We start from the raw sequence: 16,866 nt of genomic DNA, 5'->3' as shown, positions 1-16,866 counted from the left end.
CTCCCTCCGTCACCGACCGCCGCCTTACCCGGACCGGGTGCGGCCATGCCACGCATCCGGCCAACTCCACGTCGCCGCGCGAACGCGGTCGGTAACGTCGGGTTCGACCTCGTCGGATCGTCGCAGGGGGATCGCCATGTTGGAACGCTTGCACGAGTCGGGAATCCGCGCGGAACACGCCTACCTGGCCGGATTCGTCAGCATCGGACTCTCGTTCACCAGTTGGTTTCTCTCCAAGAGCCTGGAACGCGCCGGCGTGGACCGGGCGGACCGCTGGGGCATCTTCATCGGCGAGTGGGCGCCGACCTTCTTCGCCATCGGCAACGGGCTGCGCACGTACGAGAAGTGAGGCCGGTCAACGCCGCCGGCTGCGGGCCCGCGACGACCGGAGCCGGCGCAGCCGGCCGATCAGCAGCGGCTCGGCGGCCAGCGCGGCCGGATGGTCGAGCAGCCCGTTGAGCAGTTGGTAGTAGCGCGTCGCGGAGAGTCCGAACGTGTCCCGGATGGCCTGCTCCTTCGCACCGGCGTGCTTCCACCACCGGGACTCGAAGTCGAGGATCCGCCGCTCCCGCTCGGTGAGCCCACCGGCCGGTTCGGCCTCGGCGTCGGGTCGGGTCTCGTCGGCGTCGGTCTCGTCGGCGTCGAGCCGAGCGTCGGCGGCGGTCGGCTCGACGAACGACGCGACCTCGGCCGGAGGCGAGGACTCGACCGGCGGGGCGGGGCGGGGCGGTGGCACCGACGCGCCGGCGCTCCGGCGCGTACCCCTGGTCGTGGCCGACTCGTCGGCGGTGGCCCGGTCGGTGGCGTCGGCGGACACGGCGCTCCTCTCCGACGGCGGGTGACCGGCGCGGGAGCCGCGCCGGCCGGGGGGACCCCAGCGTAACCAGGGCCGCCACCGGCCGCACCGGACGCCTGGTCCGCGCCGCCGGCGTGCGGCCGGCGGCGCGGACGAGGTCAGGAGATGTCCCGCCGGCGCATCGTCCAGAACGCGGCGACCAGGGCCGCCACCGCGCCGACGCCGAACACCACGGCGGACTGCTCCCAGGTGACCACGTACTTGGCCGGCTCGCAGGCGCCCTTGGCGAACTGGCAGGTGTCGTAGTCGAACAGCTCCGCCTGCTTCATGAACCACGACTGGGCGTACGTGGAGAGCACGTAGCGCTCGCCGAACGGCACCGACAGCACGCTGACCGCGATCCGGATGCCGATCTCGCTGATCGCGAACAGCGCCACCGCCGCGCCCAGCGCCATCGCGGTGTGCCGGCCCAGCGAGGCGAGCGCGAACGCGACCGCGCCGACGAGCAGGACCAGCCCCACCGCCCGCAGCCCGTCCAGCCCGATCGAGCGCCACACCCCGGCGGTCACCTTCGCGGTGGTGCCGCGGGACGTGCCGATCAGCCAGAACACCGCCGTCCACAACGCGCCCAGCACGACGCTCAGGCCGAGCACGGTGGTCAGCAACGCGGCCAGCTTGGTGCCCAGCACGGCCAGCCGTTTCGGCCGCCAGAGCAGCAGGTTCATCATGCCGCCGGTGTTCCACTCGGCGCCCACGAAGGACGCGCCGACGATGAACGCGAAGAGCGCCACCGCGCCGGCGAACACGGCGATGAACATGGGAAACTCGGCCCGGAAGTCGAACTGGTAGGGCAGGTTCCACTTCGGGTCGAACATCTCCGGCTGCGGCTGGTAGTCCTTGCCGCAGTTCGGGCCGTACCGTTCCTCGGTCGCCTCGCCCTTGGCCAGGGCGGCCTCACACTCGGTCACGGTGCGCTGCCACTCCTGGACCGACCGCTTGTACTGGGCGTCGGACTCGGCCTGCGCGGCGGCCACCACCTCCGGCGAGAGCTTGTGGCTGGAGAAGCTGAACGCGGTGGCCACGGTGGCGAGCCCGACCACCAGCAGGACGAGCAGCAGCCGGGTGAGCCGGCGCTTGGTGAGCCGGCGCAGCTCGGTGACGAACAGGCTCATGCGCCCCAACCTCCTGCGGTGCCGGTCTGGTCGACCTTGGCGGACTGATCGACCTGACGGTTCTGGCCGGGGACCGGCGCGGTGGCGGTCAGTTCGAGGAACACGCTCTCCAGGTCGACCGCGACCGGGGTGAGCTCGCTGACGTAGAGGCCCTGTTCGGCGAGGAGCCGGCTGACCACGGCCGGCTTGTCCACGCCGGACAGCATCAGGTGGTCGGGTTCGGTGGCGGCGACCCGGACCCCGGAACGGGTCAGCGTCTCCGCCGCCGGCGCCAGGTCGGTGACCGCCTCCAGGCGGACCCGCACGCTGCCCTGGGAGTGCGCCGCGAGCACCTGCTCGACCGGCCCGAACGCGACCCGCCGGCCGAGCGAGATGATGGTGACCGAGTCGCAGATGAGCTGGATCTCGCCCAGGATGTGGCTGGAGAGCACCACCGTCATCCCGGATTCGGCCAGCTCGCGCATGAGCCGGCGCATCTCCCGGATGCCGCCCGGGTCGAGGCCGTTGGCCGGCTCGTCCAGGATCAGCAGCTTCGGGTTCTTGAGCAGCGCGGACGCCACGGCGAGCCGCTGCTTCATGCCGAGCGAGTAGGTCTTCACCCGCTCCCCGGCCCGATCCCGCAGCCCGACCTGCTCCAACACCTCGTCGACCCGCCGCTGCGGCAGCTCGCCGGCGCGGGCGAGCAGGCCCAGGGTGTCCCGCGCGGAGAAGTGCGGGAAGAACTGCGGGCTCTCCACGATGGCGCCGACCTGCCCGGCGACCGCCGGCAACGCCTGCGGCAGCTCCTGGCCGAGGATGGCCATCCGGCCGCCGTTGGGCCGGATCAGCCCGAGCAGCGTACGCAGCGTGGTGGTCTTGCCGGAACCGTTGGGACCGAGGAAGCCGTGCACCTGGCCGGCCTCGACCCGCATGTCGAAGCCGTCGAGCGCGTGGCGGACCCCGCGTTTCCGGCTCCGGTACGTCTTGCGGAGACCTTCGATCTCCAGGACAGCCGACACAGCTGACCTCCCCCGATGAGTTAGGTGACAGCGACACCATACGCGGTATGCACGGGAAGGCAATACCGGGTATGCAGTGTCGGCGTGTTAAAAGGGGGCCCCGCCTATACCGGAGGCGTTAAGCGGGGGCCCCTCCTTACCCCTCAGGCGCAGACGACGTGCACGCCGGCGTCCCGGAACGCCTGCACCAGCGCGGCGGGGGCGCCCGAGTCCGTCACCAGCGTCTCCACCCGGTCCACCGGGCAGATCCGGGCGAACGCGTGCCCGCCCAGCTTCGACGAGTCGGCGATCACCACGACCCGCTTGGCGCGCGCCACCATCAGGCTGTTCATGGCCGCCTCACCCTCGTGGTGCGCGGCGGCGCCGAGCTGCGGGTCGATCGCGTCCACGCCGAGCAGTGCGACGTCGAGCGTCACCTCGCGCAGCAGCGCCCCGCCGAGCGGGCCGACCAGCTCGAACGACTTCGGCCGGACCACGCCGCCGGCCACCACCACCTTCATCCGCGAGCGCACCAGCAGCTCGTTGGCGATGTTCAGCGCGTTGGTGACCACGGTGAGCTGGGCGCCCTCGGCGCTGGTGTTCAGGTCGGGGCGGACCGCCAGGGCCCGGGCCACCTCGGTGCTGGTGGTGCCGCCGTTCAGCCCGACCACGGTGCCCGGGGAGACCAGCGCGGCGGCGGCCGCGCCGATCCGCTGCTTCTCCGCCGAGTGCTTGGCGGTCTTGTAGCGCAGCGGCAGGTCGTACGAGACGCCGTTGGCGACCGCGCCGCCCCGGGTCCGCGTGATCATCTGCTGCTGGGCGAGCTGGTCGAAGTCCCGCCGGATGGTGGCCTGGGAGACCTCGAGCCGCTCGGCCGCCTCCTCGACGCTGACCCGGCCGCTGTCGGTCAGCATCTCGAGCAGCGCGTTCCAACGCGCGTAGCGGTCCACCGCGGGGGCCTCCCCTGACTGTGCACGTACGGTGATTGATTGCGTGCACAGTAGTGCGCGAAACTACGTCTGCGCAAAACCCTGTGCTGCGCGAACCGGGAGACGGTTGCCACGCCCACCCCGGTTCGCGCAGAATGACGCGCGAAAGATGGCCTTATCGCGCCGTATTGCGCAAGGTCTTCCCTGGCGAGGAGTTGTCATGGCGTACGTGCACGCGGAGATCGCGAGCCAGCCCGACTGCTGGCGTGAGGCGGCCCGACTGGCGCCGACCGTCGCCGCGCACCTGCCGAGCCCCGGCGAGCGGGTCGCCGTGGTCGGTTGCGGAACGTCGTGGTTCATGGCAGCGGCGTACGCCGGGCTGCGCGAGGGCGCCGGCCAGGGCGAGACCGACGCGTTCCAGGCCAGCGAGTTCCCCACCGGCCGCCGCTACGACCGGCTCATCGCGATCACCCGATCCGGCACCACCACCGAGGTGCTCGACCTGCTCGCCGCGCTGCGCGGCCGGACCCCCACCACGGTGCTGGTGGGCGACCCGGGCTCGCCCGCCGTCGCGCTGGCCGACGCCGCCGTCGCGCTGCCCTTCGCCGACGAGCGCTCGGTCGTGCAGACCCGCTTCGCCACCACCGCGCTCGCGCTGCTCCGCGCCCACCTCGGCGAGGACCTCGGCCGGCTGGCCGCCGACGCCGAGGTGGCCGTCCGGGCGCCGCTGCCGATCGACCCCGCCGGCATCGAGCAGGTGACGTTCCTCGGTCGCGGCTGGACCGTCGGGCTGGCCCAGGAGGCGGCACTGAAGTGCCGCGAGGCGGCCACGTTCTGGGCCGAGGCGTACCCGGCCATGGACTACCGGCACGGCCCCATCTCGGTCGCCGCCCCGGGCCGGCTGGTCTGGGCGTTCGGCGACATCCCGGACGGGCTCGCGGAGGACGTGGCGGCCACCGGCGCGGCATTCGCGCACAGCCGCACGCACGGCTGCCGCACGGTGCTGACGAGCTGGGCGGCCGGCCGTACCCCGGTCGACCCGATGGCCGACCTGATCCTGGCCCAGCGGTTCGCCGTCGCGCTGGCCACCAGCCGCGGCCTCGACCCCGACGCCCCCCGGCACCTGACCCGGTCCGTGGTCCTGGCATGAGCGAGCGCACCGAGCGCAGCGAGGGCCACGAGCGCATGCCCAACTGGCAGACGGCGTGACGGACCGCGACGAGGTCGTCGTCGCGTTGGACGTGGGCGGCACCGGGATGAAGTGCGCCCTGGTCCGACCGGACGGCACGACCGTGCACACCGAACGGCACGCCACCGACGCGGAGCGCGGGCCGGACGCCGTGGTCGGCACGATCCTGGCCGTGGCCGACGGGCTGGCCGCCACGGCTCGCGCCACCGGGCACACGCCGGTGGCCTGCGGCATCGCCGTGCCCGGGGTGGTCGACGAGGCGCGCGGGGTGGCGGTCTGGTCGGCGAACGTGGGCTTCCGGGACGTACCGCTGCGGGAGCTTGCGGCCACCCGCCTGGGCCTGCCCGCGGCGCTCGGCCACGACGTGCGGGTGGGCGGCCTGGCCGAGGCCCGGCTCGGCGCCGGGCGCGACGCCGGCCACGTGCTCTTCGTCGCGATCGGCACCGGCATCGCCGCCGCGCACGTGGTCGACGGGTCGGCCGCCACCGGCGCGCACGGCGCCGCCGGGGAGATCGGCCACATCCTGGTACGCCCCGGCGGCCCGCGCTGCGGCTGCGGCCGGGACGGCTGCCTGGAGGCGGTGGCCTCGGCCTCGGCGATCGGCCGCCGCTACACGGAGCTGGCCGGCGCGCCGGCGACCGCGGCGGAGGTGGCCGACCGGGCGGCGGCCGGTGAGCGGCTCGCCGGCGACGTCTGGCGGGAGGCGGTCGAGGCGCTCGCCGACGGTCTCGCCACCGGGCAGGCGCTGTTCGACGTGGCGACCGTGGTGCTCGGCGGCGGCCTGGCCCAGGCCGGCCCCCGGCTGTTCGACCCGCTGCGCGACGCGCTGCGCGCGCGGCTGACCTTCCACCGCGAGCCGCGCCTGGTCGCGGCCGCGCTCGGCGACGAGGCCGGCTGCCTCGGCGCCGCCCTGCTGGCCCTGGACACACTGGCGAAGGAGAGTCGATGACCCGGCGCGTGACCGGCAAGGTGGTGACCCCGACCGGCGTCGTCCGGCAGGGCTGCGTGGAGATCGCGGACGGCCGGATCACCGCGGTCGCCGAGTACCCGTCGGTGCGTGACGGGCACTGGATCGTGCCGGGCTTCGTGGACATGCACACCCACGGCGGCGGCGGGCACACGTTCACCACCGGCGACCCGGAGTCCGCCCGGCAGGCCGCCGAGTTCCACCTCGGCCACGGCACCACCACGCTGCTGGCCAGCCTGGTCAGCTCCCCGTTCGCGCTGATGCGCGACGCCACCGCCGCGTTCCGCCCGCTGGTCGAGAGCGGCGTGCTCGCCGGCATCCACTTCGAGGGCCCCTACCTGTCCGCGGACCGCTGCGGCGCGCAGAACCCGGAGTTCCTGCGCGACCCGTCCGTCGAGGAGCTGACCGAGCTGATCGAGGCGGGCGCAGGCGCGGTACGGATGGTCACGGTGGCACCCGAGCGCGCGGGCGCGACCGAGGCGATCGAGCTGCTGGTGGCGAACGGCGTGGTCGCGGCGATCGGTCACACGGACGCCACCTGGGCGCAGACCCGCGCGGCGGTGGCCGCCGGGGCGAGCGTCGGCACCCACCTGTTCAACGGGATGCGACCGCTGCACCACCGCGAGCCCGGCCCGGTGGTGGCGCTGCTGGAGGCCCCGAGCGTGGTCTGCGAGCTGGTCGCCGACGGAGTGCACCTGCACGACGGCATGCTCGGCTTCGCCGCCTCGGTGGCCGGTCCGGAGCGGGCCGCGCTGATCACCGACGCGATGGCCGCCGCCGGCATGCCCGACGGCGACTACGAGCTGGGCGGCCAGGCGGTCACCGTGGCCGACGGCGTGGCCCGGCTCAGCCGCGGCGGCGCGATCGCCGGCAGCACGCTCACCATGGACGCCGCGCTGCGGCACGCGGTCGGCGCCGGCGTCGCGCTGCCCGACGCCGTCCGGATGGCCGCCACCACCCCGGCCCGCGCGCTCGGGCTGGGCGACCGGGTGGGCGCGCTCCGGGCCGGCCTGCGCGCCGACCTGGTGGTGCTGGACGACGATCTGAACGTGGTCCGGGTGATGCGCGCCGGCGACTGGGTGGAGTGAGTCAGGCGGTGGGCACCTCGACGCCCAGCACGGCCTGCTCGTCCGGGCGGTGCACCAGCACGTCCGCCAGGTAGGAGTGCACGGCCCGGCGCATCCCGACGTCCCGGCCGGCCTGCTCGGAGAGCAGCCACTTGTGCTCGATGATCTGGGCGAACAGCTCCTGCGGCTCCAGCTTGCGCCGTAGGTGCGCCGGCACCGCCCGGACCACCGGCTCGAAGACCTCGGTGAGCCAGCGGTGCGCCGCCTGCTGCTCGTCGGTCAGGTCGCTCTCCACCCGGTAGGCGTCCAGGTCGTTGAGGAGCTTGCGGGCCTGGTTCTCCTCGGCGTCCAGGCCGGTGAGCCGCAGCAGCCGCCGGGTGTGGTAGCCGGCGTCGACCACCTTCGGCCGCACCAGGTACCGCCCGTTGTCGACGGTCGACATGGCCACCTCGGCCACGTCGAAGCCCAGCTCGTTGAGGCGGCGGATGCGGCCCTCGATGTCGTGCCGGGCGGCGCGCTCGACCTGCTGCTCGTAGGTGATCTCGTGCCAGAGCCGCTCGTAGCGCCGCACCACCTCCTCGCAGACCACCTCCGGGTCGATCGACTCGTGCAGCAGGCCGGCGGCCTGCAGGTCGAGCGCCTCGCCGAAGATGTTGACCCGGGCGATCTCCAGGTCCTCCCCGCGCTGGCCGTTGGAGAGCGACGGGTGCAGCGCGCCGGTCTCGGCGTCGACCAGGTAGGCGGCGAACGCGCCCGCGTCCCGCCGGAACAGCGTGTTCGACAGCGAGCAGTCGCCCCAGAAGAAGCCGGTCAGGTGCATCCGCACGATCAGCGCGGCCAGCGCGTCCAGCAGCCGGTTCATCGTCTCCGGACGCAGCATGTTGGAGAACAGCGCCCGATAGGGCAGGGAGAACTGGAGGTGCCGGGTGATCAGCACCGGGTCGAGCGGCTCGCCGTCGTCGGTCTGCCGGTCGGCCACGATCGCGATCGCCTCGACCGACGGGAAGTCGATCCGCTCCAGCGCGCGCAGCAGGTCGTACTCCCGTTCGGCCACCCGCTCGCCGGTCTCCTTCACCGCGTAGACGTAGCCGCCGAGCCGGACGAACCGCACGACGTGCCGGGAGATGCCCTGGGGCAGCGCCACCAGGTGCTCGGCAGGCCACTGCTCCAGCGGGGTCGACCAGGGGAGGTCGAGCAGCGCCGGGTCGACGAGGGCCGAGGTGATCCGCACGGCAACCAGTGTGACCGCTGACCCCCGGGCAGCGCTTCCCTTCGTGGTTCGGCACACAGCCTCCGATCTCCTCGCCCCCGGCCGGCCGGTAGCGTGGTCGCGTGCGCCAGACCTCAGCGGTACGCCGCGACCTGCGGCTGCGGCCGGTCCGACCGGCCGGGTGGTGGTGCGACGGGCTGCTGCTCGCCGCGTTGGTGGCGCTGACCGTGACGCTCGCCTCCGGTCACCTCTTCGGGCTGGACCGGGCGGTCGCCGACTGGTCGGCCGCGCACCGGCCGACCGCCGCGCGCTGGGTCGCCATGGCACTCAACCTGCTCGGGCAGGGCACCCCGCTGACGTTGCTGGCCGCCGGGCTGGGCGTGCTGCTGGCGCTGCGGCTGCGCTCGGTGCGGGCGGTACTGCCGCCGGTGACCGCGTTCGTGCTGACGTTCTTCACCATCGGCCCGCTGAAGGTGTGGACCGCCCGCCCGGCGCCGAGCGCCAGCGTCAAGGAGCCGTTCCTGACGCCCGAGCAGACCCTGCCGCTGTTCCAGCACGAGCTGCCGGTGCGCTTCGCCCAGTCGTACCCGTCCGGGCACGTGGCCAACGCGATCGTCTGGTACGGCGTGCTCGCCCTGCTGCTGGCGCCGCTGCTGCGCACGGTCGGCCGCGTCGCGCCGCCCCGGCTGGTCACCGTGGTCCGGGTGGTGCCGCCGACGGTGGTCTTCTGCACCACCGTCTACCTGGGCTGGCACTGGCTCACCGACTCGGTGGCCGGGCTGCTGCTCGGGCTGCTGCTGGACCGGCTGCTGCACCGGGTGCCCTGGAACGCCCTGCCGCTGCCGGCGCGACTCGGAGCCTGGGCCAGGCCGGCCGACGGGCTCGACTGAGCGTCCGCCGACCACGGGCCACGGCGGTGGCCCGTCGACCTCCGCCCGGTGCCGTCGGGGCGATCCCGCAGGCGGCACCGGCCGTTCACCCCGGCACCCTAGGCTGCGGTGGTGGAACGGCTCGCGCGGCGACTCGGCGTACCCGATGCGGTGGTCATCGGTCTGGGCGCGATGCTCGGCGCGGGCGTCTTCGTGGTCTTCGCCCCGGCCGCGTCCGCGGCCGGCGGCGCCGGGCTGCTCGTCGCGCTCGCGCTGGCCGGCTTCGTCGCGTTCTGCAACGCCACCAGCTCGGCCCGGCTCGCCGCCCGCCACCCGGAGTCCGGCGGCACCTACGTCTACGGCCGGGAACGGCTGCACCCGTTCGCCGGCTTCGTCGCCGGCTGGGGATTCGTGGTCGGCAAGACCGCGAGCTGCGCGGCGATGGCGCTGACCATCGGCGCCTACCTGTGGCCGGGTCGGGCGCGGCTCGTCGCGGTCCTCGCGGTGGTGGCGGTGACCGCGGTGAACCTGCGCGGGATCGGCAAGACCGCGGCCGTCACCCGGGCGCTGGTCGCGGTGGTGCTCACGGTGCTCGCGGTGGTGGCGGTGACCGGCGCACCGCAGGTGGTCCCCGATCGGCTCACCGTCTCCGCCGACGTCCCGACGCACGGCGTGCTCACCGCCGCCGGCCTGCTCTTCTTCGCCTTCGCCGGGTACGCGCGGATCGCCACGCTCGGCGAGGAGGTCCGCGACCCGGAACGCACCATCCCCCGCGCGGTGCCGCTGGCGCTCGGCGCGGTGCTGGCGGTCTACCTGACGCTGGCCGTGGTGACGCTCGGCGTGCTCGGCCCCGACCGGCTCGCCGCCTCGACCGCGCCGCTCGTCGACGTGGTGACCGCCGCCGGCCACCCCGGGCTGGCCTGGCTGGTCCGGGCCGGGGCCGCCGTCGCGGTGACCGGGGTGCTGCTCTCCCTGCTCGCCGGCGTCGGCCGCACCACGCTGGCGATGGCCCGCCGCCACGACCTGCCCGACGCGCTGGCCGCCGTGCACCCCCGCCACCGGGTGCCGCACCGCGCCGAACTGGCGGTGGCCGCCGTGGTGGCCGTGGTGGTGGCACTCGGCGACGTCCGGGGCGCGATCGGTTTCTCCAGTTGCACCGTGCTGGTCTACTACGCGATCACCAACGCGGCGGCGCTGACGCTCGGCCCGTCGCTGCTCGCCGCGCTGGGGCTGGTCGGCTGCCTGGTGCTCGCGGTCAGCCTGCCGGTGACCAGCGTGCTCGCCGGGTTCGGCGTGCTCGCCCTCGGCGCCCTCTGGTACGCGGTGCGCCACCGCTGAGCGGGGTCACTCCGCCGGTTCACGCGGGGTCGGCGGCGCGACCGGCGCGGGCGTGGTCTCCCGCAGCAGCGCGGTCAGCCCGGCCCGGCGGGCCACCACGGTCAGCCGGTCCCCGGCGGTGAGCACCACGCGCGGGTCGACCGACCAGTCGGCCTTCTGCCCGCTACGGGTGTGCGCGAGGAGGCGCACCTCGCCGGGCCGGGCCACCGCGCCGAGCGGCCGGCCGTCCAACGGGGAGCCGGCCACCACGGGCACCTCGGTGACCAGCAACGCGTGCCGGTCCACCGGGATGGTGGCGATCACCGCGCGGTCCAGCAGGGCCGCCGCGAACGACGGCGCGGCCAGGTAGGACACGCTGCGCGAGATGCCGATGCCGAACGCCTGCTGGATCCGTTCGGCGAAGTCGCCGTCGAACAGCCGCAGCACCACCCGCAGGTCGGCGTCGAGCGAGCGGGCGATCAGCGCGGCGCGCAGGTTCGCCCCGTCGTCGGTGGAGACCACCACCAGCGCCTGGCTGGTGTCGACCGAGGCGGACCGCAACGTCTCCTCCAGGCCGGCGTCCCCGACGATGACCGGCACGCCCAGCCGGTGCGCCAGCGCGGCGCCCCGCGCGTCGGGGTTCTTGTCGATGACCACCACCTCGACGCCGAAGTCGTGCAACTGCGCCATCACCCGGGTGCCGATGTTGCCCAGCCCGACCACCACCACGTGCCCGGAGCGGTCGGGTTGGATCCGGCCGGCGTGCAGGGCCAGCCGGGCGTTCACGATGCCGTCGACCACGGCGGCCGTGATCAGCGGAATCAACGCGAGCCCGGCCAGGTTGAGCACCACCTGCATGACCTGGGCGGCGACCGGTTTGTTGACGTCCGGGTCCTGGCCGCTGAGCGTGGTGACCAGGGTCAGGTAGATGGCCTCGCTCCAGGTGACGGCGGCGGCGCGGGCGTTCAGCCAGCCCAGCACCGCGATCACCCCGAGCAGCACCAGCACCGCGATGCCGATCTTGCGGGTGGCGAAGCTGCGGACCGCCCGCACCAGCACCTCCACCGGCTGCCGGCGCCGCCGGGCCCGGACCAGCCGGCGCGCGGCCAGTTCGGTGCCGGGCGGCTGGCCGGTCGCCTCGGCCAGCACCACGTCGGCCGCGGCCTCGTCGGCGGGCAGCACCCGGACCAGCTCCGGGTCGGTGGTCACGGCCAGGCCGCAGACCACGTCCCGCGGGCGTACGTCGGCGCGGCGGGCCACGTAGAGCGTGCGGCCGGCGTGCCGGAAGTGGGTGGGCGCCACCTCGCCCAGCGCGGCGGCGACGAAGGCCGGGGCGGCCATCGAGGCGTCCGAGATGACCGCCGAGTCGGGGAAGAGCTGGCGCAGCCCGTCGGCCAGGTTGGTGTTGAACATCCGCACCACCAGGCGCAGCCGGGGCTCGACCTCCTGCGCGCAGAGCGCCGCGTGCATGTTGCCCACGTCGTCCTGGTGCAGCAGGGCCAGCCCGGCCGCGTCGGCCAGGCCGGCCCGGCGAAACGCGGCCTCGTCGAGCCGGTCCGCCGTCACCACGCGTACGCCGGGCACGCCCCGCCCGTCGGGGCCGTCGGAGCGGCGGCGCTCCGGCACCACGAGCGTCACCCGGACCTGCCCGGCGGCCGGGTCGGTGGCGAGCAGCGCCCGGACCACCCAGTAGGCCAGCGGGTCGGAGCCGCAGACCACGTAGTGGGGGCGTTCGTCCCCGTTCGGCCGGAACCGCCACCCGGTCGCGCGGCGCGCTCGATCGCGCAGAGGCTCGGCCATGCCCGGATCGTAGTCAGCCGCTCGCAGCGAGCGCAGCCCCCTTCGATCTTGAACGCATGCCGCCGCCGGGTACGGGTAGAGCACCGGCATGCAGACGTTCCTGCCGTATCCGGACTTCCTGGCCAGCGCCCGGACGCTGGACCAGAAGCGGCTGGGCAAGCAGCGCGTCGAGGCCATCCAGGTGCTGCGCGGGCTGACCCGACCCGACTACGGCTGGCGCAACCATCCCGCGGTGAAGATGTGGGCCGGGTACGAGGAGGCGCTGACCCGCTACGGGCTGGACATGTGCGCGGTGTGGTGCGAGCCCGGCCGGGCGGACACCTGCGCCGCCACGCTCGCCACCGACCTCGCCGCCGCGTGCGGCATCACCACCGTTCGCGCCCAGGACGAGCTGGCCGCCACCGGGGATCTTCCGCCCTGGCTGGGCCGCGACGACCTGCACCGCAGTCACCGGTCCTCGCTGCTGCGCAAGGACCCCACCCACTACCGCCCCCTGTTCCCCGCCGACACCCCACTCGACCTGGACTACATCTGGCCCCCTTCCGACCGCCCCCGCCACTGCCTGCCGTGAGAGGCCGTCCCCGCCTAGGGTGTCGGGATGACGGTCGCACCGCGGGAGGCGGAGACGCGCATCGGTCCGATCGGCGCCCTGCTCTGCCGAGTGATGTTCCTGGCGATCTGCCTGCCCGGACCGGTCCTCCTGGTCGCTGCCGTGTCGCAGAGCCGGAGCCTGTCCGCCACAGACTTCTGGGGCCTGCTCGCCGGGGGTCTACTGACGACGATCGTCGGCGTCGGCTTCGGAGTCTGGGGCCTGCGACTCGTCACCCGCTCGCGCCGCGACATGCGGCGGCTCGCCGCCACCGGCGTCGCCGCCACGGCGGAGGTGCTCGCGGTGGCTAATCACCTGGGCGAGGACCCCGGGCTGCGACTCCGCCTGCGGATCAGTGGGGTCGGGTTCGCCACCTTCGAGGTCGAGGCGGTTCGCCCCGATGACCCGGCTCTCGTGCCCGGAGCGCTCCTCCCCGTGGTCGTGGACCCGGCGTCGCGCGTCTTCTCGTTGTGCGGCAATGGTTAAGCGGGGGCCCCGCCTCTACCGAATGCGTTAAGAAGGGCCCCCGCCTTTCACCTCGGGCAGGATGGGGGGCACTGTTGAGTGGAGGGTGGGGGAAGTGGGGCTGTCGCAAGCGGTTGGTCGGCTCATCGGCGTACGCGAACACGTGGTGGACCCGGGCGGTGGTGGCGCGCCCCGCGTTCCCCGGCCGGCCTCGGCGCTGGTGGTGGGTGGCGGCATCGCCGGCATGTCGGCGGCGGTGGTGCTGGCGGAGCGCGGGGTGGCGGTGACCGTGCTGGAGGCCGCGCCGCATCTCGGCGGCCGGCTCGGCGCCTGGCCGGAGGCGCTGCCCGACGGTCCGCAGCAGAACGAGCACGGCTTCCACGCGTTCTTCCGGCAGTACTGGAACTGGCGGTCGATCCTGCGCCGGGTCGACCCGACGCTGGGTTTCCTCAAGCCGATCCCGGGCTATCCGATCCTGTCCGCGCAGTGGCCGACCGAGGAGTTCGGCAAGCTGCCGCCGGCCCCGCCGGCCAACCTGCTGGCGCTGCTGCTGCGCAGCCCGAGCCTGCGCCTGGCCGACCTGCGGTCGATGGACCGGGACGCCGCGCTGCCGCTGCTCACCTACGACCCGGAGCGCACCTACGCGGAGTTCGACGAGCGGACCGCCGACGACCTGCTCACCTCGCTGCGCCTGCCGGACCGGGCCCGGGCGATGCTGTTCGAGGTCTTCTCGCACTCGTTCTTCAACCACGAGGCGGAGATGTCGGCCGCCGAGATGATCGCGCAGTTCCACTTCTATCTGCTCGGCAACCCGGAGGGGTTGGCGTTCGACTGCCCGGACCAGGACTACGCGACGGCGATCTGGGAGCCGCTGACCCGGCACGTGGAGAAGCACGGCGGCCGGGTGCTGACCGGCGCCCGGGCCGCGACGCTGGACCGCACCGCGGAGGGCTGGCGGGTGACCGGTGCGGACGGCGACTCCTGGGCGGCCGGGCACGTGGTGCTCGCGGTCGACCCGCCGGCGCTGGCCGCGCTGGTCGCCGCCTCTCCCGGCCTGGTCACGGCGGCGCCCGAGCTGGTAGCGCGGATGCCCGCGTTCGGCGAGCCCGGTCCGCCGTACGCGGTGGCGCGCTACTGGATGGACGGGGACGTGCGCCCGGACCGGGCGGTGTTCAGCGGCGTGTCCCGTCAGCCCACACTGGACTCGGTGACGCTCTACCACCGGCTGGAGGCGGAGCCGCGCCGCTGGGCGGAGCGCACCGGTGGTTCGGTGGTGGAGTTGCACGCGTACGCCTGCGAGCCGGACGTGCCGGCCGACGAGCTGGCCGCGCGGATGCTGCGGGAGCTGACCGCGCTCTGGCCGGAGGTGGCCGACCTGCGGGTCCGCGAGCTGCGCGCCCGGGTCGAGGCGCAGGCGCCGGCGTTCACGCCGGGTAGCCACGCCGGACGGCCCGGGGTACGCACCGACGCCGAGGGGCTGTACCTGGCCGGGGACGGGATCCGGACCGAGTTCCCGAGCGCGTTGATGGAGCGTTCGGCGGCGACCGGGATCATCGCGGCGAACCACATCCTGCGGGCGGAGGGGGCGGCGGCTGAGCCGGTCCGCTCGATCCGTCCCCGGGGGCTGCTGGCACGAACCGCCGATAAGCGGTCATAAAACGCATAAGGTCGGGTGGTGGGCACCGCGGCGCGGACGGAGGACCGGCAGGACGAGCGGACCGCCGTGGTCACCGCGCTGCGCCTCGGCTGGTCCATGGCGGACGCCTACCACCACGCGCAGACCGCCGACCTGGTCGCGGACCCCCACCGGCCGGCGACCGCCCCGGCGAAGCTGTCCAACCTGACCGAGATGCCGGGGCGGCAGCGGCTCGGCATGTACCTCGACGGGGTCGACGTGGCGCTCGCCCAGATCGCCCCGCTGACCCCGTCCGGTCGGGTGCTGCCGTCGACCGACGCCGCCCGGCGGGCCGCCGGGGCGGACCGGGAGCCGCTGCTGCTCGCCCTCGACGGGCTGAACGTCGACGTGCTGCGCTGGACCATGGCGACCAACCACCGGGTCGGGGTGGCGTACCGGCTGGGTCGCTCGCTGGCCGACACGGTCCGCCGGAGTGACGCCGCCGAGCTGGTGCAGCGGTTCGGCGGGCGGCAGGTCCAGCTCAGCCGGTGGCTGGACGAGTTGGCCAGCGTGCTGCCGCCGTACTCGGCGGCGGTGGTGCGCCGCTCGCTGTCCGCCTGGGCCGGCGCGGTCGGCCGGGCCACCGTCGGCGACCCCGGTGAGGCGGGGCTCGCCGAGCTGGCCCGCGAGCTGCGCAACCAGGGCGACCTGTGGCAGGACGTGCTCACCGGCGGCCTGCACCCGCGCGACCTGCTGGACGAGGAGAACTGGGCGGTGGTGGCCCGCAACGTCGTCATCCGGGACCGCAGGCTGGTGGCGCAGGCGGCCCGGGGCATCTTCTGGCCGGTGCTGGCGCCGCTGCTGGTGGTGCTCCTGGCGGTGGTCGGGGTCAGCGCCGCGGCGGCGGCCGGCTCCCCCACCACCCGGGCCGCGGTGGCGCTGGTCGGCCTCGGTGCCGGGCTCACCGCCATCTGGCGGTCCATCTCCACGCCCACGCTGTCGGTGGCCGCCGAGGTGAACCGGCCGCTGCTGGAGAGCGAGCTGGTGGCGCAGATGAGCGCCCGGATCGACCGCCCGCTCGCCGCCGCCCGCCGGGCCGGGCGGGCCGGACGGCAGCGGCCACCGTCCGACGTCGGATCGAAATACGTTGCCCGCGTTTCCGGCGTCGATCTACCGTGAACCCGCAAGGTCAACCACCGTTCCGGGAGCCGTCCATGTCGCTGCGATCCGCTACCACGCTGACGTCGTGGCTGCTCAGCGACGGCTGCCCATGGTCCGGAAGGCCCGACTGACGCGCCTCGCGCGTCCCCGTCGTCGCCGCCCGGTCCCCGTGGACCGGGCGGCCTTTTCGTCGCACCAGCGACCGATCGTGAAGGGAGAACCCGGTGGACGCCGTCCTCGTCGTCAACGCCGACCTCGGCCCGCTGCACCGGGTCACCGTCCAGCACGCGATCCGGATGCTCTGCCGCCGGGTCGCCGAGATCCACGAGTCCGAGCCGGACCAGGTCATCGGCATCTTCCCGCTGCCGCGGGTGGTCCGCCTCGTCCGGTACGTGGTGACCCGTTGGCGGTTCCGGGCCGGCCCGGCCTGGTCCCGGGCCGGGGTGCTGGCCCGCGACGGCCGGCGGTGCGCCTACTGCGACGGCCCGGCCACCACGATCGACCACGTCCTGCCCCGCTCGCGCGGCGGCCGGAACACCTGGGGGAACACCACCGCCGCCTGCTACCCGTGCAACCAGCGCAAGGGCGACCGGACCCCGGCCGAGGCGGGCATGCCGCTGCGGCGGGAGCTGGCGACCCCGAGCTGGGCGTCGCTGGCGCGGTGACGGACGGCCGGCGGGCACAGGGGGCGGCGTCGGGGGTACACCCCGGCGCGGCGCCCGCCGGCCCCGTCCGCCGGAGAT

17 protein-coding genes are annotated in these 16,866 nt (G+C 74.5%); 11 read left to right on the top strand and 6 right to left on the bottom strand.

Annotation, left to right across the window (positions count from 1 at the left end; translation table 11 throughout):
* Positions 1-136 precede the first annotated feature (136 nt).
* On the top strand, positions 137-349 hold the full coding sequence (locus H1D33_RS26245; protein WP_181570637.1) for a hypothetical protein: 213 nt from the start codon (positions 137-139) through the stop codon (positions 347-349).
* A 6-nt stretch (positions 350-355) separates the two neighbouring features.
* Here H1D33_RS26245 and H1D33_RS26240 read toward each other — a convergent pair whose 3' ends face one another.
* The 4 genes from H1D33_RS26240 to H1D33_RS26225 form a co-directional block, all read right to left on the bottom strand.
* Positions 356-817 carry a DUF3263 domain-containing protein gene (locus tag H1D33_RS26240; RefSeq protein WP_181570638.1) on the bottom strand — a complete coding sequence of 154 codons (462 nt, stop codon included), beginning with the start codon at positions 815-817 and terminating at the stop codon, positions 356-358.
* Between the two features lie 137 nt (positions 818-954).
* Positions 955-1,968 carry an ABC transporter permease subunit gene (locus H1D33_RS26235; protein ID WP_181570639.1) on the bottom strand — a complete coding sequence of 338 codons (1,014 nt, stop codon included), beginning with the start codon at positions 1,966-1,968 and terminating at the stop codon, positions 955-957.
* Positions 1,965-2,966, bottom strand: a complete 1,002-nt coding sequence (locus H1D33_RS26230) for an ATP-binding cassette domain-containing protein (protein ID WP_307755258.1) — start codon at positions 2,964-2,966, stop codon at positions 1,965-1,967. Before H1D33_RS26230 ends, H1D33_RS26235 begins: the two co-directional genes overlap by 4 nt.
* Before the next feature lie 143 nt (positions 2,967-3,109).
* Entirely contained in the window at positions 3,110-3,895 is a 786-nt protein-coding gene (locus tag H1D33_RS26225) for a DeoR/GlpR family DNA-binding transcription regulator (protein WP_181570640.1), read from the bottom strand.
* A gap of 199 nt (positions 3,896-4,094) precedes the next feature.
* Between H1D33_RS26225 and H1D33_RS26220 the strand changes: the two genes are divergently transcribed.
* Genes H1D33_RS26220 through nagA form a run of 3 tightly spaced genes read left to right on the top strand, consistent with a single transcriptional unit; the run spans position 4,095 to position 7,118 of the window.
* Entirely contained in the window at positions 4,095-5,024 is a 930-nt protein-coding gene (locus tag H1D33_RS26220; protein WP_181570641.1) for an SIS domain-containing protein, read from the top strand.
* Positions 5,025-5,079: 55 nt separating this feature from the next.
* Complete coding sequence (locus H1D33_RS26215) at positions 5,080-6,012, top strand: ROK family protein (protein WP_181570642.1); 933 nt, start codon at positions 5,080-5,082, stop codon at positions 6,010-6,012.
* Positions 6,009-7,118 (top strand): N-acetylglucosamine-6-phosphate deacetylase, encoded by a 1,110-nt coding sequence (gene nagA, locus H1D33_RS26210; RefSeq protein WP_181570643.1) that lies wholly within the window; start codon positions 6,009-6,011, stop codon positions 7,116-7,118. The genes H1D33_RS26215 and nagA overlap by 4 nt, the downstream gene beginning before the upstream one ends.
* A gap of 1 nt (position 7,119) precedes the next feature.
* Here nagA and H1D33_RS26205 read toward each other — a convergent pair whose 3' ends face one another.
* On the bottom strand, positions 7,120-8,328 hold the full coding sequence (locus H1D33_RS26205; RefSeq protein ID WP_181570644.1) for a DUF4032 domain-containing protein: 1,209 nt from the start codon (positions 8,326-8,328) through the stop codon (positions 7,120-7,122).
* Positions 8,329-8,429: 101 nt separating this feature from the next.
* Here H1D33_RS26205 and H1D33_RS26200 point away from each other — a divergent pair, with 101 nt between their 5' ends.
* Entirely contained in the window at positions 8,430-9,197 is a 768-nt protein-coding gene (locus H1D33_RS26200) for a phosphatase PAP2 family protein (RefSeq protein WP_181570645.1), read from the top strand.
* 111 nt (positions 9,198-9,308) lie between these two features.
* A complete protein-coding gene (locus tag H1D33_RS26195; protein WP_181570646.1) occupies positions 9,309-10,514 on the top strand; it encodes an APC family permease in 1,206 nt (401 codons plus the stop codon).
* Between the two features lie 6 nt (positions 10,515-10,520).
* Here H1D33_RS26195 and H1D33_RS26190 read toward each other — a convergent pair whose 3' ends face one another.
* The gene (locus tag H1D33_RS26190) at positions 10,521-12,293 is read right to left on the bottom strand and encodes a potassium channel family protein (protein ID WP_181570647.1); all 1,773 of its coding nucleotides are present in this window, start codon (positions 12,291-12,293) and stop codon (positions 10,521-10,523) included.
* 88 nt (positions 12,294-12,381) lie between these two features.
* Here H1D33_RS26190 and H1D33_RS26185 point away from each other — a divergent pair, with 88 nt between their 5' ends.
* From H1D33_RS26185 to H1D33_RS26165, 5 genes are all read left to right on the top strand, one after another.
* Positions 12,382-12,864 (top strand): MSMEG_6728 family protein, encoded by a 483-nt coding sequence (locus tag H1D33_RS26185; protein WP_307755257.1) that lies wholly within the window; start codon positions 12,382-12,384, stop codon positions 12,862-12,864.
* Between the two features lie 27 nt (positions 12,865-12,891).
* Entirely contained in the window at positions 12,892-13,368 is a 477-nt protein-coding gene (locus H1D33_RS26180) for a hypothetical protein (protein WP_181570648.1), read from the top strand.
* Positions 13,369-13,462: 94 nt separating this feature from the next.
* Positions 13,463-15,004 carry an FAD-dependent oxidoreductase gene (locus tag H1D33_RS26175; protein ID WP_181570649.1) on the top strand — a complete coding sequence of 514 codons (1,542 nt, stop codon included), beginning with the start codon at positions 13,463-13,465 and terminating at the stop codon, positions 15,002-15,004.
* Between the two features lie 18 nt (positions 15,005-15,022).
* On the top strand, positions 15,023-16,141 hold the full coding sequence (locus H1D33_RS26170; RefSeq protein WP_246411852.1) for a hypothetical protein: 1,119 nt from the start codon (positions 15,023-15,025) through the stop codon (positions 16,139-16,141).
* Between the two features lie 206 nt (positions 16,142-16,347).
* Positions 16,348-16,788, top strand: coding sequence for an HNH endonuclease (locus H1D33_RS26165; protein ID WP_181570651.1), 441 nt, complete (start codon positions 16,348-16,350; stop codon positions 16,786-16,788).
* Positions 16,789-16,866 lie beyond the last annotated feature (78 nt).

The sequence above is a fragment of the Micromonospora ferruginea genome (assembly GCF_013694245.2).
GTDB classification, from domain to species: Bacteria; Actinomycetota; Actinomycetes; order Mycobacteriales; family Micromonosporaceae; genus Micromonospora; species Micromonospora robiginosa.
The sequence above is the reverse complement of the archived record's forward strand: the minus strand, read 5'-3'. Positions and strand labels throughout refer to the sequence as shown.